Source organism: Velazquezella soli (assembly GCF_977018685.1).
Window position 1 is genome coordinate 3,091,397 of sequence record NZ_CDRNXF010000004.1, and the last position, 19,992, is coordinate 3,111,388.

The following is a 19,992-nucleotide window of genomic DNA, read 5'->3' on the forward strand; positions in this document are numbered from 1 at the left end:
AGGCAGCGCACAACTTACGAGGCGTTTGGCAGAGGTAGTGATGGGGAATACGGGCTCGCAGCAGCCCTTTACGGGCCAGGCACTGCCCTAGGCGTAACTCTATGAAGCAACAGCGCTCCGCCGTCGCAGTGGCCCTTGAAGATACCGTCGAAATCCCTTGGGAGGGCTCCGGCGGCTGCGGGCTACAAGTCCTCCAGCAAGCGCTGGCCCTGATACGCCGTGCTGATCGGCGCGCCGATGATGCGCAGGAACTTCGTGAAGTCGACCGAGAAATGGCGTGCCGCGTAGATGACGTCGCGGTTCTTGACCGGGAACGTCTGGCCGACGATCAGGCTGTCGGGCTTGCTCATGTCGAACCTGTAGACGATCGGGTAACGTCCGTCTCTGTTGAGCTTCATTCCCTTGCGCAACATGGCATTGAGGCGTGCAGGACCGAGCAGGCTCTGAACGACTTCCTGTTCCTCGTAGCGGAACAGGAAGTAACCGCTGCCATTGACCGACGCGTCGTCGCCGCCGCCGCCCATCGCAACTGCTTCAAGAAGGTTCAGGTCGTTCGCGCCGAATTCCTTGCGACTGTTGCCCTTGATCGCGCCCAGAAGCGTGAAGGTGCGCGAATCATGCGACAGGAAGATCTGGTCGCCCGGCTGGACGAAAATGTTCTCGTTCGGATTGTCGATGATCGATTTAAGAAGCACCGTGCCAGTGCGCTTGCCGCGCACAAGCGTGACATATGTTTCATAGGGCTGCGCCGTTGCGCCGCCGGCCTTGGCGATGACATCGGTGATATGGTCGCCACTGAGGCCGATAGGGGTCTGCGACGACTTCGCCACCGCGCCTGATACCGTCACAGAGCGTGAAGGCGTGTCTGCGCTTGTCACGATGACATCCGGCTCGACTGCCTTGCTCTGGAGCGCCGTGAGAATGGACTGGCGAGCTTCCTCAAGCGTCTTGCCTGCGAACCGCACCTGGCCGACATAAGGGATCGCGGCCTTGCCATCCGGCTGGACGACCAGCTCGATAGGGGTCTGCTTCGACTCGCGTGTCGAGAACAGGCCATCTGCACCGGCCTCGAAGATCGTCACGCGCAACTGGTCGCCGATGCCGATCACGGCACGGCCACCGCCGCCGCCAAATCCAAATCGACGCTTCAACGCGGTCGAGACATAATCGGAGATAAGGCGTGCGGAACGGCTGTCCACGTCGACAACGTCAAAGACCTCGGCATTCGGACGATTCAACTCGGCTGCGGACTGACCGCCCTCGGTCGTGATTGCCGACGCCAAAGGCCCCTGCCCCGGAACGGCCTGACATCCCGTCAAAGCCACGCAGAACACGACTGCAGTCATTCGCAACAAATCAAGTACTCCAGATTCCGAAGTCGATGGCCGACACGACGCAAGGCCGGTGTCGCGCAAGGACGCCCCTTGAAAGCACACTGCGCCTTCAACAACAAGTGGACAGCCACCTACCCTTGCCAAATTTAGGATCGGTGCGGTTTTACGGTCTCAGTTAACCACCTCAACCGTTTCCAGACGCTAGGCTTCGGCGGTTAAAGCAAGGCTAAGGAATTTGGTTAAGACATCAAGGCCGCTGCGCCTATGTGCCAGTCGAGAACATCGCGGGGCGTGGGAGCGCTCCCGCTTCCAGCAGCCGCGCACCACGGTGTCACTGCACCCATTCTTATCCGCATACCGAATGCCATTGCCATTGCCATTGCCATTGCCATTGCTGCGAAGAACCGCCTTTCCAAAATGCTGCAAGCGCCCCCTAGCGAAAGTTGACCTGCGTCAATTGAGGGGGAAACTACGGAGCGTCTGGGAGCAACCTCTTAAGGCTGCACTCATATCTTCTTCATCAACGCAAGAAGAGAGGGCATCATGAGTGTAGCCAAGCTCCAGTACGGGGACCGTTTCGGTGACGACGTAAAGAAAATCTCGCGCACGGCGTTGTCCGCCTCAAGTTCTAGCGATGCTGCGCTCCCATCAGCGAAATACACACGCTGGTTTCATGGCGAAGCGGGCGAGCCGGAACCGATGGCAACCTCAGCCAAAAAGTTTCGACGGCTCGCCGCAGACATGGTTCTTTCAGAAGTCATCGCTGTCACGAAGGAGAACCTGTCGATCCTCGGCGACGATGCCAATCACCTCTTCGCCTCTTCGCTTCCGACAGGGCACCGGATGCGCAAGGCAATTCGTGCGTCGATTCTGCAGTCTGTCCCGCATCTTGGAGCCTGCAAGTTCGGGGAAGTCGTAACCGAGCACGGCCCCAACGCCATCGCCGTCACGCAGATGTTCATCGCGAATTTCGACGGCGAGATCAACACGTCCGCAGGCGGCACAGATCTTTACAAGCCGCGAAGCCAGGACTTCGACCAGATGTTCTTCGGCCTCCACGTACTCCTCGACCGCAATGGCAATTTTCTAGGCTTCAATCACCGGCTCGGCGAAAATGGTCTGGCCTTCCAGACCAAGAATATCTCCACTGCCCTCTACAATGTCGCATCGACAAGTACCGGATTGTCGCTTGAGGCTCTCCGGGAAAGAGCTGCCATCAATCGGGTTGTAAACCGGTAACCGAGAGCGTTTCCCAGCGAGAGTAAATCATCCTGCCGGCGCAGGATTTCGGACAGGCAAGGCGAAGGGCATATCTGTGGGTACGTCAAAGCCGATCGGCTTTGATCCTGGCGAAAGGCTGCCCGGCCCATCGGGTTGGCTGGATCGGGAGGCCTGAGCGCCCGGCCGACTTGACCGTCGAATGTGGCTACGACGGGCGCCGACCGGGCAACCATCTGCAATCGTTCGAGGCAGCAGAATGCTTCAATCTTGCCAGGAAACGCTCTAGGGGTTCTCTCTTTCCCTATGACCAATCTGCGTGGCGACGAGCTTTGCCACCAAGTGCACGAGGTTCTTGGCTTCGAACCGACCCTTCAGCTTGTCGATGCGATGCTCGATCGTCCTTGGCGAGAGGTGAAGGTCTTCGGCGATTTCCTTGGTCGTCTGCCCCTCGATCAGCAGCTGGATGATGTTGTCATCCGTCATGTCGGTCTTTGCTTCTTTCGACGGCGGAATAAAGAACCGCCCTTCGACCAGACTGATACACCAGTTCGGCCTTCCCTCGCACTTTTGAGGAAGCAGCAGTCGCTCGTAGCCGATCCTGACCCCGAGAACCTTCGTTCTGACAAGCTCAAGCGTCGGGCGCCCGACCTGCAGACAGCGGGAATAGGTTGGGATGATGGCCTCATCGACGAAGCCTCGATCGAGATCTCGAAGGTTGGCATCGGGAAATTGCAGCCTCAATTGACCAAGCAAATGGCTCTTGAACCCAAAGTCCCTCACCCGCCGAAACCGCCAGTCATACGGGTCTTCGTCTCCCGTTGCGACAACGGACAGCGCCATCTTGATGGAGAGGCTGGAGACGAAGCTAGAATACACGCTTTCCGGGTCTGCCATCTCGCCCGACCGCAGCCAAACATCGATAAGGCTTTGAGAGATTGTATTGAATGAACTCATTAATGCGACACAAGAACCAATTTCTTCCTGTTCGCATATGCAACTCTCAAGGGTTTCAAAAGAATTACATTCGTCTAAAATAAACTACGTCGTCAGTTATGGAAAACACGGCAGACCACAGGATCTGAGGACCATATGCGGCCAGGCGCTTCTCGGTCACTTGTTGGAGGGTTTGCACGAAACGTGATGCATTGGCTGGGGCGCCAGGATTCGAACCTGGGATGCCGGTACCAAAAACCGGAGCCTTACCGCTTGGCGACGCCCCAACAGGTCGGGGGCAAATCATTGCTGGCCCGGACCGGAAGTGGCCTTGCTCTAGCAAAGCTTTGCCGCCCTCTCAACGGCAAAATTCGGGATTGTCACGAATAAACGCGGGGTTTCGGGTTTACGGGCGTTGATCGGGTGCTAAACCTCGGGGAGATGACAACAAGCGCCCTTGGCGGCAGGACAGTTTTTGAGCATGCCGGAAGACCTTGATTTCGATCTGACCTTTTCGCCCTCCTATGGCGTGCCCGTGACGATCGCGGCAGGGGTGCAGCGGTTGACGGTGAGCAATCCCTCGCCGTTTACCTTTCATGGCACCAACAGCTATATCGTCGGGACATCGTCGGTGGCCGTGATTGATCCGGGGCCGGAGGACGAGGCGCATTTTGAAGCCTTGATGGCGGCGCTTGAGGGGCGGCGTGTCAGCCATATCTTTGTCAGCCACACGCATCGCGACCACTCGCCGCTGGCACGGCGGCTGAGCCAAGCGACCGGGGCGTTGACGGTGGCGCAGGGGCCGCACCGGGCGTCCCGTTCCCTGCACGCGGGCGAGATCAATCCGCTCGCTGAAAGCGCTGATACCGATTTCGTGCCCGATATCGCGGCCGGTGATGGTGAGAGGATCGAGGGCGACGGGTGGGCGCTGACCGTCCTCCATACACCCGGCCATACCGCCAACCACTGCGCCTTCGCGCTGGAAAATTCCGGCATCCTGTTTTCTGCCGACCACGTGATGGCCTGGGCGACGACGATCGTTGCGCCGCCGGATGGATCCATGGCGGATTTCATGGCGTCGGTCGAAAAGCTTCTGGCGCGCGGGGACGAAGACCGGATCTTCTTTCCAGGGCACGGCGGACCGGTGACGGAGCCCGCCTCTTTTCTGCGCGGCCTGCGGACGCACCGGCGGATGCGCGAGCGTGCGGTGCTGGAGCGGATCCGCGCCGGCGACCGGTTGATCCCGGATATGGTGACGGCGATCTATGCGCGGACGGATCCGCGGCTGCATGGTGCGGCCGCCCTTTCGGTGCTGGCGCATCTGGAAGACCTGATCGGCAAGGGACAGGTTGCAACCGACGGACCGCCATCGCTTTCAGGCATCTATACGCTGGCTTGACGGGCGCTTAGCCACCGGTGATGCCGAGCAGTTCGGTATCGAGACGATCGAGGAAATCCTGGGCAATTTCAGCCCCGAGGCCGAGATCATGCGGGCCGAAGCGCGAGACGACGCGCAGATCCACGGATGTCGTCTCGGCATCTTCACGCAACCGGATCACGATATCGAAGCGCAGGCCGAGCACCAGCGTGCGGGTCTCGCCCTGAAGCAGCACATCGCCGGCGGCGCCGATCGTCGGCTCGAGCGTGAGTTCAGGCCGGCGCAGCGGCACCGGCGCCACATCCGGCACCGGCGCCTGCTCGTCGCGGGGCGCGGCACGGGTGAGGATGTCGGGCTCCACCAGTTCCAGCCCCTCTGTCTTGACGATGCCGATCCGGGCGGACCGCAGCGCCTTCTGGACGCCTTCGTAGACGCGGTCGACGGCCCCTTCGTAACGTCGTCCGGTGAGGCGCGGATAGGCGGCAACCTGCGCGCGGCGCTCAGTGGGCGTGACCATCGGCGGGCGCCGCTGCAGGAAGCGCTGGTCAGCTGTCGGTTCGAAGACGAAGGCAGGCGGATCGGCGATATCGGTGGAGATGTCGTAAAGCGGCGGCAGCGTGAGATAGGACACGGTTCCCATCACCACGACGGCAAGCGGGACGGCTGCAAACACCAGCCCGTGGGCAGCAGCAACGCCTCCTCTTGCACCGACACTCCAGAGCCGCGCGAGACCCAGCAGCGACAGCGGTACCGAGGCAGCCGCAATGGCTGCGGAACACAGCACAAGTGCCACGAAATCCGGCTCGTTCAGCGGCCCGAACCGATGCGCAACGGCTGAAACCACGAACAGAAGAAAAGCGCAGAAGCCGAGCCTGCGCCCGAAATAGGCGGCGCGGGAAACGGGCCGGACAAAGCGGACGGTCATTGTGTGAAAGCGGCTCCATGCAAAGTCTCTTTCCTTCTGTAGAACAGCGCGGCGGGGAATGGAATCCTTGCAGATTATTAGTCGCGGATCACCTGGCTTTCCGTCACGTTCCCAGATTGTGACAGGCGCATCACGAGCCACTCGGAGTCTATGGACAAGAAGCCGCGTTCATCGCCGAGGTGATAGACGAGATCATAGTCCGTGAACTTGGCTGTGGGTGGTGGCTGTCCGAGTTTCGCCAGGACCTCGCCACGGCTCAAGCCTTCCAATGCGCCTGTCACCACGAGCCAGTCGGCCATGCGGTGGCGTTTGGAAAAGCGGTCGTGCGGATCGTCATCTGCAGCGTGCCACCAAGCCTGCACAAAAGGAAATGGAACGCTGGTTATCAGGTAGAACGCAAACAGGGCGGCGATGATCGCCCATGCAACAATGCCTGCCTTCTTCATTCGGTCACACGAGTGCCGGGCCAATCCAACCTCCACTGGTGACAGGCTTTGACATGTCTGGAGCATTGCGTCGTTATAGGTTTGGTGCCGAGTTGGGATCCGCGAAAGCGACATCTGGGTGCCGCAGCCATCATCTGGAGCCCGTCATGCGTCTTGCCCTTCTCGCCACACTGGCCGTCATCGGAACGGCACTCACTTCCTGCCAGACCATCACACCGGAGGAGCGGCGGGCGGCGGATCAGCAGTCCTGCGCGCGCTTTGGGTTCCGTCCCGGGACCGATGCCATGGCGCGCTGCCTGCTCGATATCGAACTCGACCGCCGCGCCGAGCGACGCGCATGGCGGGCGGAAAGCGATGCGATGATGGGGCGCCAGCCGATCGTGGTGACGCGGCCGGTTTATATTCACCGCCACTGACCGGTCAGCTCTTCGTCCGCTCGATCGCCGCCTGGGCGGCAGCCAGTCTTGCGATGGGCACGCGAAACGGCGAGCAGGAGACGTAGTCGAGATCGGCGTTTTCGCAAAAGCGGATCGAGGCCGGGTCGCCGCCGTGTTCGCCGCAGATGCCGAGCTTCAGGTCTGCCCGCGTCTTGCGGCCGCGCTCGGCTGCGAGCTGGATCAGTTCGCCGACGCCATCGAAATCGAGCGAGATGAACGGGTCGTGCTCGATAATGCCCTTGCGCTGATAGGTGGGAATGAAGGCCGCCGCGTCGTCGCGCGACATGCCGAAGGTGGTCTGGGTGAGGTCGTTGGTGCCGAAGGAGAAGAACTCGGCGGTTTCCGCGATCACATGGGCGCGCAGGGCGGCGCGCGGCAATTCGATCATCGTGCCCGCCAGATAGGCGATCGGCACGCCGGTTTCGCGGGCGACGTCTTTCGCCACCGCATCGATGACGCCCTTCACGTAATCCAGCTCCTTGCGCAGGCTGACCAGCGGCACGAGGATTTCGAGTTCGACCGGCTCGCCGGTGGTCTTTCCGGCCTCGACCGCCGCTTCGAAGATGGCGCGTGCCTGCATTTCGGCGATTTCCGGGTAGGAGATCGCAAGCCGGCAGCCGCGGTGGCCGAGCATCGGGTTGAACTCGTGCAGCGCATCGATACGTCTGGCGAGGAAGGCCGGCGGCATGCCCATGGCGCGGGCGACGTCGTCGATCTCGGCCTCGGTCTTGGGCAGGAATTCATGCAGCGGCGGATCGAGCAGGCGGATCGTTACCGGCAGGCCGTGCATGATTTCGAACAATTCGGTGAAATCCGACCGCTGCATCGGCAGAAGTTTGCTAAGCGCTGCGCGCCGCGCCTTCTCGGTTTCCGCCAGGATCATCTCGCGCATGATGTGGATGCGGTCGCCTTCGAAGAACATGTGCTCGGTGCGGCAGAGACCGATACCCTCCGCCCCGAACGAGCGGGCGGCGCGGGCATCCTGCGGCGTATCGGCATTGGTGCGCACGGTCATGCGGCGGGTCTTGTCGGCCCAGGCCATCAGCTTGCCGAAATCGCCAGACAGCGCGGGCTGGGTCATCGGCACGGAACCCTTCAGCACCTGGCCGGAGGATCCGTCGATGGTAATGATTTCGCCGCGCCTAAGGCTGACGCCGTTTGCGGCAAGAAGCACCTCGTTGCGCAGGTCGACGCGCATGGAGCCGGCACCGACGACGCAAGGAATGCCCATGCCGCGGGCAACGACGGCCGCATGGCTGGTCATGCCGCCGCGGGTGGTCAGGATCGCTTCGGCGGCGTTCATGCCGTGGATGTCTTCCGGGCTGGTCTCGATGCGCACGAGGATGACCTTGCGGCCTTCCTTGTCGGCTTCGACCGCCTCCTCGGCGGTAAACACGATCTCGCCGGTCGCAGCACCCGGCGATGCGGGCAGGCCGGAGCCGATGACATGGCGTTCGACGCGCGGATCGATGGTCGGGTGCAGCAGCTGGTCGAGCGAGGGCGGATCGATGCGGCAGACGGCCTGGCTCTCGGTGATGACGCCTTCCTCGACCATGTCGACGGCGACCTTCATCGCAGCACGGGTGGTGCGTTTGGCGTTGCGTGTCTGCAGCATCCACAGCTTGCCGCGCTCGATGGTGAATTCCACATCCTGCATGTCGCAGTAATGGGCTTCGAGCCGGTCGCAGATCGTGCGGAACTCGGCGAATGCCTGCGGCATCAGCTTTTCCATCGACGGCTTGTCGGAACCGGAGGCGAGCCTGCCTTCCTCGGTGATCGATTGCGGTGTGCGGATGCCGGCGACCACATCCTCGCCCTGCGCATTGACGAGGAACTCGCCGTACAAGGCTTTCTCGCCGGTCGAGGGATTGCGGGTGAAGGCAACGCCTGTGGCCGATGTGGAGCCGAGATTGCCGAACACCATGGCCTGGACGTTGACCGCGGTTCCCCATTCCTCGGGGATACGGTGCAGCATGCGAAAGGTTTGCGCGCGCGGGTTCATCCAGCTGGCGAATACGGCAGCGATCGCCTTCCAGAGTTGCTCATGCGGATCCTGCGGGAAACCGGTCTCCAGTTCCTCTCCGATCAGCTGCTTGTAGAGGGAGACGATGTGCTGCCAGTCGGCGGCGCAAAGTTCGGTATCGTATTCGTGTCCCAGCCGCGCCTTCTCGTCTTCCAGGATCTCCTCGAAGATTTCGTGGTCGAGGCCCATCACCACATCGGCATACATCTGGATGAAGCGGCGGTAGCTATCCCAGGCAAACCGGGCATCGCCGGAATCTTCAGCAAGCGCCTGCACCGTCTGGTCGTTGAGGCCGAGATTGAGGACCGTGTCCATCATGCCGGGCATGGAGGCCCGCGCGCCGGAGCGCACCGAAAGAAGCAGCGGCTGCACGCCGGCGCCGAAACGGCGGCCGGTGATTGCTTCCATAGCGGCGATGCCATCGAGGACTTCCGCCTTCAGACCGTCGGGCAGCATGCGGGCGTTTTCGAAATAATGGGTACAGGCATCGCAGACGATCGTCAGTCCGGGCGGCACCGGCAGGCCGAGGCTTGCCATTTCCGCGAGGTTTGCGCCCTTGCCTCCAAGACGGATGCTGTCACCAGCGCCTCCTTCCGCCTTGCCATCGCCGAAGCGATAGACCCATTTCGCCATTTCGCATCTCCACCCAGTCTTCTCAAGCATTTACAGCGTTTATGATCGTTTGGGAATTATGCGTCAGGATTATGTTGCAGCGCAGCAAAATCGGTGAGTTCTCATGCCTGACAGGAAAGTGACGTGCGCATGGGTTAGCGCGTCTCTATAACGCCGCCGGAACCTGCAGGGCCTTCGATGACCATCACGAGACGGAATGCTTTGAAACTGGCGGGTGTCGTGTCTGCGACGGCCGCCCTTAACGGCGCGCTGCTGGCGGAAGGAACGAGCGCGGCGATGGCTGCACCTGCCCTGCCCTTTGCCGTGACGACGCCTGTCCATGTGGATCAGGCGGCGCTTCGGGTGCGGGACCTCAAATCCATGACCGCGTACTACCAGGGCATGCTCGGGCTCGAGATCATCGAGCAGGATGATGTTTCCGGCGATCGCGTCGTGCTGGGTGCGGGGGGATCGCCGCTTCTGCATCTCGTCCGTTCGGCAGAGGCCGCCTTCGAGACGCCGGGTTCTGCCGGTCTGTTTCACATTGCCTACCTGATGCCGGACCGCGGCGATCTCGCCCGCTGGCTGGTGCATGTGGCGCAGCGGCAATTTCCGATCACAGGATTTGCCGATCACAGCGTCAGCGAGGCTGTCTATCTGACCGATCCCGAAGGAAACGGCGTCGAGGTGTACTGGGATCGGCCGCACGAAATGTGGACATGGGAGGGCGAGGTGGTGACGATGGGCACCAATGCGCTCGACGTGGACGATATCGTCGCCACTACCGACATCAACCGCGACACCTACACAAAAGCGCCCGCCAACCTCAGGATCGGTCATATCCATCTGCGGGTCGGCGAGATCGACAAGGCGCGGGCCTTCTATGGCGATCTGATCGGCCTGTCATCGACACGCGGCAACCGGGACGACTCGGGCTTCTTCTCGTCCGGCCATTACCATCACCACCTCGCCTTCAACACCTGGCAGAGCGCGGGTGCGGGAATGCGGGAAGAGACGCAAACCGGGCTCGACTGGTTCTCGCTGGAATTTGCAGAAAAGAGCGACCTGCTGGCGCTGAAGGACAAGCTGAAACAGGCGTCGGTCAGCTTCACGAGGGCTGTCGATCATATCGACATTCTCGACCCCTGGGGGACGAATGTGCGGCTGACGGGGCTGTAAAGACGCCTGCGGCGCGGATGTCGGAAAGAGATGAAAACGCTTTGCGGGGCCGGATCACATCGGCCCCGCAAAGCCTTCCGCACAGGACAGGAAAACCCGTGCGGGGGGTCTCTATATCGGCGGTACTTCGATGCTGAACTTGCGGCATCGAGGCACCACACGTCAATATGATTTTAGTTAAATTACACTACGCCGAGACGCTGATGTCCCATATGGGTAAATTGACGTAGGTAGAAATACGGAGGCCGCGACCGGTTGACCGGGAAAGCGCTGGCTCAGCTGGCTTCGCGCAGCAGTTCCGCCGTCTGCAGATCTACGGACACCAGCTGCGACACCCCCTGCTCCGCCATGGTCACACCGAACAGACGGTTCATGCGGGCCATGGTGATGGGGTTGTGGGTGATGATGATAAATCGCGTCTCGGTCGACGCGGCCATCTCGTCCATCAGGTTGCAGTAACGCTCGACATTGTGGTCGTCCAGCGGCGCATCCACTTCGTCCAGCACGCAGATCGGTGCGGGGTTGGTAAGGAAGACGGCGAAGATCAGCGCCATCGCCGTCAGTGCCTGCTCGCCACCTGACAGAAGCGTCATCGTCTGCGGCTTCTTGCCCGGCGGGCGGGCGAGGATTTCGAGGCCGGCTTCGAGCGGATCGTCGCTCTCGATCAGCTGCAGCTCTGCCGTGCCGCCATTGAAGAGATGCGTGAACAGCCGCTGGAACTGCTTGTTGACCACATCGAAGGCGGCCAGCATGCGCTCGCGTCCTTCGCGATTGAGGCTCTGGATCGCGCCACGCAGTTTGCGGATGGCGTCGATGATGTCGTCGCGCTCGTGGATCAGAGCGCTGAGCTTGTCGGAAAGCTCCTTCTGCTCTTCCTCGGCACGCAGGTTGACGGCACCGAGCCGCTCGCGCTCCATTTTGAGGCGATCGACTTCGCGTTCGATCTCGCGGATGTCGGGAAGCGTGGCACCGGGCGCGATGCCGGCGATGCGCATCACGTCATGCGGCTCCACATTGAGCGCCTCGCGGATCCGCAGCTCGCCCTCGTGGCGCTTTTCGGCGGCGGAGACCAGACGCTCTTCGGCACGGCCGCGCTTTTCGCGGGCTTCGGCAAGTTCCGACAAGGCCGTGGCGGCGATACGGTCGGTCTCGCGCTGGCGGGTTTCCGCCTCGACCAGCCGATCGGAGGCGGACTTGCGGGCTGATTCGGCCTTCTGCAATTCGTTGATCAGTGCGCGGCGGCGCTCGTCGAATTCTTCGGGTGCTGCTTCGAGATCGACGATCTCGTCGCGCGCCTCTTCCTCGCGCTGTCGAAGGCTGCCGATATGATCGGCGGCGCTGGCGATGCGGGAGACCCAGGCGGCACGTTCCTGGGCGATCGCGGCGATGCGGCGCTTGCGCACCTCGATCTCGCGGCTCTGGCCCTCATAGGCGGCGCGCGCTTCGGCGAGACGGCCCCGATCGGTGGCGACAACGCTTTGCTGGTTCAACAGCTTGGCATCAATGGCGGAGAGATCCGGTGCGTCCTCGAGCTCGATGCGCGCATCTTCTTCCTGGACACCGAGATCCTCGATCTGGCCGGTCAGCTGGCTGACCGCTTCCGCAACCACATCGCGGCGACGGGTGAGATCGCCGGCTGCCCGTTCGGCAGCGGCAAGCGCATCGCGGGCATCGCTCAACTGGCGGGCGGCAAAACGGCTGCGGTCGCGCGCTTCGGCGAGCCGTTTTTCCTCAATCGATATGGCGGTGCCAGCTTCTGCCAGCGCATCCTCGGTTTCCGAGAGGATATCGCGCGCCTCGTCGATCTCGCCTTCCAGCTCCGACAGACGGTTTTTCTGGGACAGGCGAAGGGCAGCCGCACCCGGCGCTTCGGAGCCCGAGATATGGCCATCCCAGCGATAGACGGCACCCTCTCGGGTCACGAGGCGCTGGCCAGGGCGCAGCAGCGGCATCAGCCTCTCGGCGTCGTCTTGCGAGATCACGCCGATCTGCCCGAGCCGGCGCGCCAGTTCCGGCGGCGCCGTCACATAGGTCGACAAGGCTTGCGCACCCTCCGGCAGGCCGGGATCAGAGGCGCCGTCGCCATTGATCGACCAGTGGGCGGAGGCGGATGCATCGACAGGTGTTTCGAGATCATCGCCCAAGGCTGCACCGAGCGCTGCCTCATAGCCACGGTCGACACGGATCATTTCGGCGACGGGGACGAAGCCACCGGACAGGGCGCCTGCGGCGAGCATGCGGGAAATCGTGCGCTTTTCGGTTTCGAGCGCGTTCAGCGCCGAGCGGGCGGCTTCCACCGGGCCGCGGGCCATCAGTTCGTTAGAGCGCGCATGGGCGAGCGCCGACTCGACTTCTTCCGCCGCGATCGTCGCATCTTCGACGGCGATTTCGGCGGCTTCCACCGCGTCCTGCCGCTCTGCGGGATCATCAAGGCCGGAGAGCTTTTGTCCGATCGCGTCGAGTTCGCCAGTCGCATCGGCCATCTGCCGGTCGAGGCGCTGGCGTCGTTCGGCGAGATCGCGGATCAGCCGGTCCAGCGCATTGCGTCCGGCAGCCGCTTCGGCCCGTTCGGCGGTGACTGCGGCAAACAGCTTCTCGCTGTCGGCAAGCGTTGCGGCCGCGGCCTTGAAAGCCTCGCGCAGGTCGTCCGCTTCCGCACCAGAATCTGCCAGCGTCTCGGTCAGCTCGGCTTCTTCGCCATCCAGCTTTTCGAGGAAGGCGGTGTTATCGGCAGCAAGCTGTTCCTCGCGGCTTATATCTTCGGCAAGCTGCGACAGTCTTCGCGTCAGTTCGTCGCGACGGCGCAGCAGGCGGCCGGCTTCTTCTTCCAGCTGACCGCGGGCGATCTGCAGGCGCTGCAGGGCGGCACCGGCTTTTGCCTCGTCCTCACGCAATTCCGGCAGTCTGAGGCTGGCAATCGCCTGCGCCTTTGCCGCTTCCATCTGCCCTTGTGCCTTTTCGGCGACGATGTTGGTGGCCTGGTTGAGCGCGGTTTCGGCCTCCGCCTCCGCCTCGCGGGCCTGAACGAAGCGGATATGCAGAAGCATCGCCTCGCGGGCGCGGATATCGGCCGACAGCATGCGGAAACGGTTAGCCTGGCGTGCCTGGCGCTTCAGGCTTTCGATCTGGCTTTCCAGCTGGGCGACGACGTCTTCCAACCGCTCCAGATTGGTTTCCGCGGCGCGCAGGCGAAGTTCGGCCTCATGGCGGCGCGAATGCAGGCCGGAAATGCCGGCCGCTTCTTCCAGAAGCTGGCGACGGGCCTGGGGCTTGGCATTGATCAGCTCGCCGATCCGCCCCTGCCCAACCATGGAGGGCGAGCGAGCGCCGGTCGAGGCATCCGCAAACAGCAGCTGCACATCCTTGGCGCGCGCTTCCTTGCCGTTGATACGGTAGAGCGAGCCATTTTCGCGCTCGATGCGGCGCGACACCTGGATCTCGTCGGCATCGTTGAAGGCAGCGGGTGCCGTATGATCGGAATTGTCGAGATAGAGGCCGACTTCGGCGCTGTTTCGGGCCGGACGGTTGCCCGAGCCCGAAAAGATCACGTCGTCCATGCCGGACGCGCGCATGTTCTTGTAGGAGTTTTCGCCCATCACCCAGCGCAGCGCCTCGACAAGGTTGGACTTGCCGCAGCCATTGGGGCCGACCACGCCGGTCAGCCCTCGCTCGATGATGAATTCCGTCGGCTCGACGAAGGACTTGAAGCCCACGACGCGCAGCTTGTTGAATTTCATGCTGCGCCCTTTCTCCCGCCGACGGGTCCCCTACCCGCCGGGGTGGCGATCTTACAGAAGGCTGTCGAAAAGCTTCGACATGGAGTCAACCGTCATATCTCCGGAGTATTTCTTGCCGTTGATCAGGAAGGTCGGCGTGGAATTGACGCCGAATTCCTCGTTGCCCCGCTTAACGACGGTATTAATGTCGTCGAGAAGCTTCTGGTTCGTCAAGCAGGCTTCGAAACTCTGCTGTGAGTAACCTGCAAGCTTGACCGACTGCAGGAGAGCGCCGCGCACATCCTTGTCGGCAGGGGCTGCCCAGGCGCGCTGCTGCTTGAACAGCATCGAGACCATCGGGTAATACTGCGCGGACGTTGCGAGTTCGGCCGGGTTCTGCGGGTTGCAGCGGGCCAGCATGAAGGCAGCGGTCGCGACCGGATCGAACGGGAATTCGCGGATGATGAAGCGAACCTTGCCGGTATCGATATAGTTCTTCTTGATCGTCTCGAACGTGGTGTTGTGGAAGTGTGCGCAATGCGGGCAGGTCATCGACATGTATTCGATGACGGTGACCTTGGCGTTTTCTTCGCCGAGCGCCATTTCCGGCAGGGTGCCAGGCTTCAGCGCCGCCGCCATATCCACATCGCCCTGCGATTCCGGAAGTGCCTGGGCAAAGGCGTCGGAGATGCCGAGCGGCAGCGACAGGCAAAGCGCCGTGACCGCCACTCCGCCGAGAAGCGCGCGTCTGGTGATGGTCTTATCGTTCAACTGCATGGAACACCCGTGTTCGAGATTTTAAAAAGTTCGATATTCCGTATCGTGGCGACTTGGCCCCGACAAGCGGTGGAGTGTTAAATCCCTTCAAAGAATTGTGACGAAATGGGGGTGAGAGGGGATAGTTCTGCTGATTGCTGCTGCTGATGTGAGTTTTCTCTAAGACCAGTAGAGCAATTCTGGCGAAGCATATTCCCCGCTGGAAAGAGTTATTTCAGCCCAAGGACTTGGGGCTGGATTCCTGTGACGAGCACAGGAATGAGGGTGGCGAGGGTGGGCCAGATCCCCTTACTTGCGCTTCTGCTGGAGAACGGCGGTGCCGAGCCTAGCGACGGCTTTCTTCAGCGCTTCGCTTTCGATCCCCTCCATCATGCCCTCCAGCCGTTTCGCCGCTTCGCCTTTGAGGGGCTGCAGTTTGCGCGGATGCTTGAAGGTCTGCGACACCGGTTTTTGCACGATGCGGATCTGGCGCACCGCCGGAAAGCCGAAAAAGCCGTTGATGCGGGCGATCAGTTCGCCCTGGGCATGGCCGAGGAACAGTGCGCGAGACCCTTCGCAGGCGATAGTGAGGACACCAGGCTGGTGGCCTCCCTCGCTATAGCCATCGTTATAGCGCGACCAGGCGATCTTTTCCGGCCGCGTGCAATCGGCGAAATCCTCGCCGGCGATCGCGTCCCAGGAGCCGAGCAGCGCGGTGGATATGCCGGCGCGGCGTGCCAGCACCGGATCGATGATGCCGTTCGCCACTTCGGAGATCTGCAGCGCGCCTTTGCGGCGGAACGGAGGTTTCGGAGCATTCATCGCTGGATAACTGGCCGCCTGAGGTTGTGCCGTCCTTGATGCCGGCGCATTGACGCATACCTATAGGCCATTCCAGCGGCAAACGGCAAACGATGCTCCAGACGCTTCCCAAGACGACGAATTCGGCCGATGGCCCAACCGATGGCCCGACCCACGCGGAAAGGCTTCTCGCCTGGTACGACCGGCACCACCGCGAGCTGCCCTGGCGCATCAGCCCGACGGCTGCCAAAGCCGGGATCAGGCCTGATCCGTACCGTATCTGGCTATCAGAAGTGATGCTGCAGCAGACGACGGTGCAGGCGGTCAAACCGTATTTCGCAAAGTTTCTCGAGCGCTGGCCGAAGGTGACCGATCTTGCCGCAGCCCCTTCCGACGACGTGATGGCGGCCTGGGCGGGGCTTGGCTACTATGCCCGCGCCCGCAACCTGAAGAAATGCGCCGAAGCGGTCGCAGCCGATCATGGCGGGGTGTTTCCCGATACGGAAGAGGGCCTGCGCGCCCTGCCCGGCATCGGCGACTATACATCGGCGGCCGTTGCCGCGATCGCGTTTAACCGGCAATCGGCCGTGATGGACGGCAATGTCGAGCGGGTCATTTCGCGTCTCTATGCGATCAACGCGCCGCTGCCGAGGTCCAAGCCCGTGATGAAGGCAAAGGTCGTGAAGCTGACGCCATCGGACCGGCCGGGCGATTTTGCCCAGGCGATGATGGATCTCGGCGCGACGATCTGCACCCCGAAACGTCCCGCCTGCGCGCTCTGTCCGTTCCGCGACGACTGTCTGGCGTTGGCCAGCGACGATCCCGAGCGGTTTCCGGTGAAGGCCGCGAAGAAGGAAAAGCCTGTTCGCCAAGGCGCTGCCTTCGTGGCGGTGACGCCCGATGGCGAGGTGCTGCTTCGAAAGCGCATCGAGACCGGTCTTCTGGGCGGCATGACGGAAGTGCCGACGACCGCATGGACGGCGCGGCTCGATGGCGGCACGACGATCGATCACGCGCCGATCCCGTCTGCCGACTGGCAGGCCTGTGGTACGGTCATTCACGTCTTCACCCATTTCGAGCTGCGGCTTTCGATTTTTCGCGCGAAGGTGACCAAGGTGGCTGTGGACAATGGCTGGTGGGAACCGGTGGAGAGCCTGGAGAACCAGGCCTTGCCGACCGTCATGAAAAAAGCAATCGTCCAGGCTATACCACTCGCCTTCGCAAAAGCTCCAAACTGACAGCAGGAAACATCCTCTATGGCGGCCAAGATTGATCACATCGTTTTCGACATCGGCAAGGTTCTGATCCACTACGATCCCAACCTTCCCTTTAGCCGGATCATTCCCGACGAGACCGAACGCAAGTGGTTCTTCGACAACGTCTGCACCCACGAATGGAACCTGGAACAGGACCGCGGCCGCAACTGGCATGAGGCCGAAGCGCTGCTGCTCGAGCAGCATCCGGAACAGGAAGCCAATATCCGCGCCTTCCGCCAGCACTGGCACGAAATGGTGCCGCATGCCTATGACGGCTCCGTCGCCATCTTTGAAAGCCTGATCGAGAGCGGTCGCGACGTAACCATGCTCACCAACTTCGCCGCCGACACGTTCGTTGAAGCCCGCCGGAAATTCCCGTTTCTCGACAAGCCACGCGGCGTTACAGTGTCGGGCGAGATCGGCCTGATCAAGCCGGATGTGGCCATTTACGAAAAGCACGCCCGTGATTTCGGCCTCACCCCCGAAGCCTCGATCTTCATCGACGACAGCTATCCCAACGTCGAAGGCGCGCGGGCAGCGGGCTGGCACGCTGTGCATTTCACGGATCCGGAAACGCTGCGCAAGGATTTGAGGGATCACGGTATCGAGGTGTAAGGTTTGGGGGTGGTTGCCGGTATGCTGACGATATAAGTTCCCGGCCCACCCACCTCGTTTTGCAATCGACCTCACGTTAAGACGGCACCCCTCATGGCAATTCCATTCGCTCCCGTCGGCATTGATCACATCGTTCTTCTGATCGACGACATGAAACGTGCGCTTACGTTCTACACGGATGTCCTGGGGTGCCGGCCTGGCTATTCCTATCCGGCACTGGGGATGGAGCAGGTCTGGTTCGGCTCGTCATTGATCGTCTTGTGGGATGTAACCCACCCGGGCGGAACGAAAGCAGCGCCTCCGGTGACCGGTGGGCGCAATGTCGATCATGTCTGTCTTGCGACCAGCCCTTTCGACCATGACGAACTGCGTACGCATCTCGATAAGCACGGGGTAGAGATCGTCCAGGAAGCGTTTCATGGCGGCGCCCGGGGCATGGGGCACTCGTTCTACATCCATGACCCGTTTGGCAATAAGATCGAGATCAAGGGGCCTGCAGAATACCCGGATGGACGGCAGGCAACCTAGCCGGGTGATCGGCGGACGGGCCGAAACATTCTAATTCGGAGGTGTTCAGGGTTACTCTGATCAGAGCCTGTGTCGTTGCGGCCCCGAAATCAGTGCATTTGCCCCATAAAAAAGATGACGCCCGGAGCCTTCACACTCCGGGCGTCACATGATCCTCTTCCGGGACTAGAGGTACAAAACCGGAAGAGGAAGCTCGCGAGCTGACATGGGATCTGGTCCCGGGACTGGTGGCTCAGTCCGCTTTTGGCAGGCCGTTGCGAATGATGGTGCGAAGGTCGTCGATCGGTTTCAAGACGCCTGCCTCCTCGTAGTGCCAGAATGTCCAGCCGTTGCAGGCATCAAACCCCTGAACCTTGGCGCCGAGCCGATGGATCGATCCGGCGTCCCCGTTCGAGGTCAGCGTGCCGTCGGCGCGGATGATGGCGCTGTGGCGGCGGCGGGCGTCGGTGAGGATCTGGCCAGGCTTGACGAGACCGCTTTCGACCAGTGAATTGAAGGCGACACGGGGTTCGGCGCGCTTGCCGGTCATGACCGTCAGTTCCGTCTTGCCGAGCGGTTCGACCGACGCGATGCGGGCGGATGCGGCGTCGATATAATCCTGCTCGCGTTCGATGCCGACGAAGTTGCGGCCGAGACGCTTGGCCACCGCACCCGTGGTGCCGGAACCGAAGAACGGGTCGAGCACGACATCGCCGGGCTTGGTGCAGGACATGATGATGCGGGCGAGCAGCGCTTCCGGCTTCTGGGTCGGATGAACCTTCTTGCCGTCGTCACCCTTCAGGCGTTCGCCGCCGGAGCAGATCGGGAACAGCCAGTCGGAGCGCATCTGCACGTCGTCGTTGGAGGCTTTGAGCGCTTCGTAATTGAACGTGTAGCCCTTGGCCTTGGCATCGCGGCTGGCCCAGATCATCGTCTCGTGGGCGTTCTGGAACCGGCGGCCCTTGAAGTTCGGCATCGGGTTGGTCTTGCGCCAGACGATATCGTTGAGGAGCCAGAAATTCAGGTCCTGCATGATCGCGCCGACGCGGAAGATGTTGTGGTAGGAGCCGATCACCCAGATCGTGCCGTTGGGCTTCAGCACGCGGCGGCAGGCAAGCAGCCAGGCGCGGGTGAAGGCATCATAGACCTGGAAGGAAGCGAACTGGTCCCAGTCGTCATCGACGGCATCGACCAGGCTCTGGTCGGGGCGATGCAGGGCGCCGCCGAGCTGCAGGTTGTATGGCGGATCGGCAAAGATCGCATCCACAGATTTATCCGGCAGCGCCTCGAGGGCTGCCACGCAATCGCCCTTGATGATGGAGTTCATCCAGGCGTGAGGACGGGCCTGTTTCTGGAGGTCGATCAAAGGAAGGACTGCGGCCATGAGACACTCGCTACGCTGTACTGGATACGAATTTACTGACTGTTATGGTTACTCATTTTGGTTACCAAAGACTGAAGCCGGTGGCCTGTTTCTGGAAAAAAGCAAAATGATGGGAAGCGGCGCGAAGATGCGCTAGGCTACAACTCATGAAAAAAGCAGAGGCGATCGAGAAGCTGAGACGGCAGGCCGCCGCGATCAGGGCGCTCGGCGCGACCTCGCTTTATCTGTTCGGCTCGGTTGCCCGCGACGAAGCCGGACCCGACAGCGATCTCGATCTGTTTATCGATTATGACGAGAGCAAGAAGTTCTCTCTGCTCGATCTTGTCGGGATCAAGCTGTTTCTCGAGGATGAACTTGTCGTGCCTGTAGACGTCACGACGCGGGACAGCCTTCATCCGATCCTGAAAGATCGGATAGAACTTTCTGCAACGCAGGTGTTCTGATGGACGAATTTATCTGGGACGTCATT

Annotated in this window: 17 protein-coding genes and 1 tRNA gene; 8 read left to right on the plus strand and 10 right to left on the minus strand. The window is 61.6% G+C overall.

Annotated features, from left to right (window positions below):
• Nucleotides 1–182: 182 nt before the first annotated feature.
• On the minus strand, nucleotides 183–1,355 hold the full coding sequence (locus AC0JZ8_RS18695; RefSeq protein WP_471893168.1) for a polysaccharide biosynthesis/export family protein: 1,173 nt from the start codon (nucleotides 1,353–1,355) through the stop codon (nucleotides 183–185).
• Between the two features lie 522 nt (nucleotides 1,356–1,877).
• Here AC0JZ8_RS18695 and AC0JZ8_RS18700 point away from each other — a divergent pair.
• On the plus strand, nucleotides 1,878–2,573 hold the full coding sequence (locus AC0JZ8_RS18700) for a DUF6656 family protein (RefSeq protein WP_113489988.1): 696 nt from the start codon (nucleotides 1,878–1,880) through the stop codon (nucleotides 2,571–2,573).
• 264 nt (nucleotides 2,574–2,837) lie between these two features.
• Here the strand turns inward: AC0JZ8_RS18700 and AC0JZ8_RS18705 are convergent, their stop codons facing one another.
• Both AC0JZ8_RS18705 and AC0JZ8_RS18710 read right to left on the minus strand, forming a co-directional pair.
• Nucleotides 2,838–3,449, minus strand: a complete 612-nt coding sequence (locus AC0JZ8_RS18705; RefSeq protein ID WP_162759497.1) for a helix-turn-helix domain-containing protein — start codon at nucleotides 3,447–3,449, stop codon at nucleotides 2,838–2,840.
• A 252-nt stretch (nucleotides 3,450–3,701) separates the two neighbouring features.
• A tRNA-Gln gene (locus AC0JZ8_RS18710) sits at nucleotides 3,702–3,775 on the minus strand.
• 194 nt (nucleotides 3,776–3,969) lie between these two features.
• On the opposite strand from AC0JZ8_RS18710, the gene AC0JZ8_RS18715 reads away from it, so the two are divergent.
• A complete protein-coding gene (locus AC0JZ8_RS18715; protein WP_471893169.1) occupies nucleotides 3,970–4,887 on the plus strand; it encodes an MBL fold metallo-hydrolase in 918 nt (305 codons plus the stop codon).
• Nucleotides 4,888–4,894: 7 nt separating this feature from the next.
• On the opposite strand, the gene AC0JZ8_RS18720 is transcribed toward AC0JZ8_RS18715, so the two are convergent.
• Both AC0JZ8_RS18720 and AC0JZ8_RS18725 read right to left on the minus strand, forming a co-directional pair.
• Nucleotides 4,895–5,791, minus strand: coding sequence for a DUF1499 domain-containing protein (locus tag AC0JZ8_RS18720; RefSeq protein WP_471893170.1), 897 nt, complete (start codon nucleotides 5,789–5,791; stop codon nucleotides 4,895–4,897).
• A 77-nt stretch (nucleotides 5,792–5,868) separates the two neighbouring features.
• Nucleotides 5,869–6,237 carry a hypothetical protein gene (locus AC0JZ8_RS18725; protein ID WP_471893171.1) on the minus strand — a complete coding sequence of 123 codons (369 nt, stop codon included), beginning with the start codon at nucleotides 6,235–6,237 and terminating at the stop codon, nucleotides 5,869–5,871.
• 146 nt (nucleotides 6,238–6,383) lie between these two features.
• On the opposite strand from AC0JZ8_RS18725, the gene AC0JZ8_RS18730 reads away from it, so the two are divergent.
• Nucleotides 6,384–6,653 (plus strand): hypothetical protein, encoded by a 270-nt coding sequence (locus AC0JZ8_RS18730; RefSeq protein ID WP_471893172.1) that lies wholly within the window; start codon nucleotides 6,384–6,386, stop codon nucleotides 6,651–6,653.
• 4 nt (nucleotides 6,654–6,657) lie between these two features.
• Here AC0JZ8_RS18730 and ppdK read toward each other — a convergent pair whose 3' ends face one another.
• Entirely contained in the window at nucleotides 6,658–9,330 is a 2,673-nt protein-coding gene (gene ppdK, locus AC0JZ8_RS18735; RefSeq protein WP_192086908.1) for a pyruvate, phosphate dikinase, read from the minus strand.
• A 177-nt stretch (nucleotides 9,331–9,507) separates the two neighbouring features.
• Between ppdK and AC0JZ8_RS18740 the strand changes: the two genes are divergently transcribed.
• Nucleotides 9,508–10,488 carry a VOC family protein gene (locus tag AC0JZ8_RS18740; protein WP_062579471.1) on the plus strand — a complete coding sequence of 327 codons (981 nt, stop codon included), beginning with the start codon at nucleotides 9,508–9,510 and terminating at the stop codon, nucleotides 10,486–10,488.
• A gap of 275 nt (nucleotides 10,489–10,763) precedes the next feature.
• Here AC0JZ8_RS18740 and smc read toward each other — a convergent pair whose 3' ends face one another.
• The 3 genes from smc to AC0JZ8_RS18755 form a co-directional block, all read right to left on the minus strand.
• Nucleotides 10,764–14,225 carry a chromosome segregation protein SMC gene (gene smc / locus AC0JZ8_RS18745; protein WP_471893173.1) on the minus strand — a complete coding sequence of 1,154 codons (3,462 nt, stop codon included), beginning with the start codon at nucleotides 14,223–14,225 and terminating at the stop codon, nucleotides 10,764–10,766.
• 51 nt (nucleotides 14,226–14,276) lie between these two features.
• Nucleotides 14,277–14,981 (minus strand): DsbA family protein, encoded by a 705-nt coding sequence (locus AC0JZ8_RS18750; protein ID WP_113109616.1) that lies wholly within the window; start codon nucleotides 14,979–14,981, stop codon nucleotides 14,277–14,279.
• Nucleotides 14,982–15,269: 288 nt separating this feature from the next.
• Complete coding sequence (locus tag AC0JZ8_RS18755; RefSeq protein ID WP_471893174.1) at nucleotides 15,270–15,782, minus strand: DUF721 domain-containing protein; 513 nt, start codon at nucleotides 15,780–15,782, stop codon at nucleotides 15,270–15,272.
• A gap of 92 nt (nucleotides 15,783–15,874) precedes the next feature.
• Between AC0JZ8_RS18755 and mutY the strand changes: the two genes are divergently transcribed.
• The 3 genes from mutY to AC0JZ8_RS18770 all read left to right on the plus strand — a co-directional run bounded on the left by mutY (nucleotide 15,875) and on the right by AC0JZ8_RS18770 (nucleotide 18,160).
• Nucleotides 15,875–16,999 (plus strand): A/G-specific adenine glycosylase, encoded by a 1,125-nt coding sequence (gene mutY / locus AC0JZ8_RS18760; protein WP_062453603.1) that lies wholly within the window; start codon nucleotides 15,875–15,877, stop codon nucleotides 16,997–16,999.
• 18 nt (nucleotides 17,000–17,017) lie between these two features.
• Nucleotides 17,018–17,632, plus strand: a complete 615-nt coding sequence (locus tag AC0JZ8_RS18765) for an HAD family hydrolase (RefSeq protein WP_062453604.1) — start codon at nucleotides 17,018–17,020, stop codon at nucleotides 17,630–17,632.
• A gap of 93 nt (nucleotides 17,633–17,725) precedes the next feature.
• The gene (locus AC0JZ8_RS18770; RefSeq protein ID WP_062579460.1) at nucleotides 17,726–18,160 is read left to right on the plus strand and encodes a VOC family protein; all 435 of its coding nucleotides are present in this window, start codon (nucleotides 17,726–17,728) and stop codon (nucleotides 18,158–18,160) included.
• Nucleotides 18,161–18,392: 232 nt separating this feature from the next.
• Here AC0JZ8_RS18770 and AC0JZ8_RS18775 read toward each other — a convergent pair whose 3' ends face one another.
• Complete coding sequence (locus AC0JZ8_RS18775) at nucleotides 18,393–19,523, minus strand: site-specific DNA-methyltransferase (protein WP_062453606.1); 1,131 nt, start codon at nucleotides 19,521–19,523, stop codon at nucleotides 18,393–18,395.
• Nucleotides 19,524–19,669: 146 nt separating this feature from the next.
• Between AC0JZ8_RS18775 and AC0JZ8_RS18780 the strand changes: the two genes are divergently transcribed.
• Complete coding sequence (locus tag AC0JZ8_RS18780; RefSeq protein WP_471893175.1) at nucleotides 19,670–19,966, plus strand: nucleotidyltransferase family protein; 297 nt, start codon at nucleotides 19,670–19,672, stop codon at nucleotides 19,964–19,966.
• Nucleotides 19,967–19,992 lie beyond the last annotated feature (26 nt).

Coding starts and splice junctions, on each gene's coding strand:
- AC0JZ8_RS18700 (WP_113489988.1), top strand. CDS start 1,878: ATGAGTGTAGCCAAGCTCCAGTACGGGGACCGTTTCGGTGACGACGTA.
- AC0JZ8_RS18705 (WP_162759497.1), bottom strand. CDS start 3,449: ATGGCAGACCCGGAAAGCGTGTATTCTAGCTTCGTCTCCAGCCTCTCC.
- AC0JZ8_RS18715 (WP_471893169.1), top strand. CDS start 3,970: ATGCCGGAAGACCTTGATTTCGATCTGACCTTTTCGCCCTCCTATGGC.
- AC0JZ8_RS18720 (WP_471893170.1), bottom strand. CDS start 5,791: ATGACCGTCCGCTTTGTCCGGCCCGTTTCCCGCGCCGCCTATTTCGGG.
- AC0JZ8_RS18725 (WP_471893171.1), bottom strand. CDS start 6,237: ATGAAGAAGGCAGGCATTGTTGCATGGGCGATCATCGCCGCCCTGTTT.
- AC0JZ8_RS18730 (WP_471893172.1), top strand. CDS start 6,384: ATGCGTCTTGCCCTTCTCGCCACACTGGCCGTCATCGGAACGGCACTC.
- ppdK (WP_192086908.1), bottom strand. CDS start 9,330: ATGGCGAAATGGGTCTATCGCTTCGGCGATGGCAAGGCGGAAGGAGGC.
- AC0JZ8_RS18740 (WP_062579471.1), top strand. CDS start 9,508: ATGACCATCACGAGACGGAATGCTTTGAAACTGGCGGGTGTCGTGTCT.
- smc (WP_471893173.1), bottom strand. CDS start 14,225: ATGAAATTCAACAAGCTGCGCGTCGTGGGCTTCAAGTCCTTCGTCGAG.
- AC0JZ8_RS18750 (WP_113109616.1), bottom strand. CDS start 14,981: ATGCAGTTGAACGATAAGACCATCACCAGACGCGCGCTTCTCGGCGGA.
- AC0JZ8_RS18755 (WP_471893174.1), bottom strand. CDS start 15,782: ATGAATGCTCCGAAACCTCCGTTCCGCCGCAAAGGCGCGCTGCAGATC.
- mutY (WP_062453603.1), top strand. CDS start 15,875: ATGCTCCAGACGCTTCCCAAGACGACGAATTCGGCCGATGGCCCAACC.
- AC0JZ8_RS18765 (WP_062453604.1), top strand. CDS start 17,018: ATGGCGGCCAAGATTGATCACATCGTTTTCGACATCGGCAAGGTTCTG.
- AC0JZ8_RS18770 (WP_062579460.1), top strand. CDS start 17,726: ATGGCAATTCCATTCGCTCCCGTCGGCATTGATCACATCGTTCTTCTG.
- AC0JZ8_RS18775 (WP_062453606.1), bottom strand. CDS start 19,523: ATGGCCGCAGTCCTTCCTTTGATCGACCTCCAGAAACAGGCCCGTCCT.
- AC0JZ8_RS18780 (WP_471893175.1), top strand. CDS start 19,670: ATGAAAAAAGCAGAGGCGATCGAGAAGCTGAGACGGCAGGCCGCCGCG.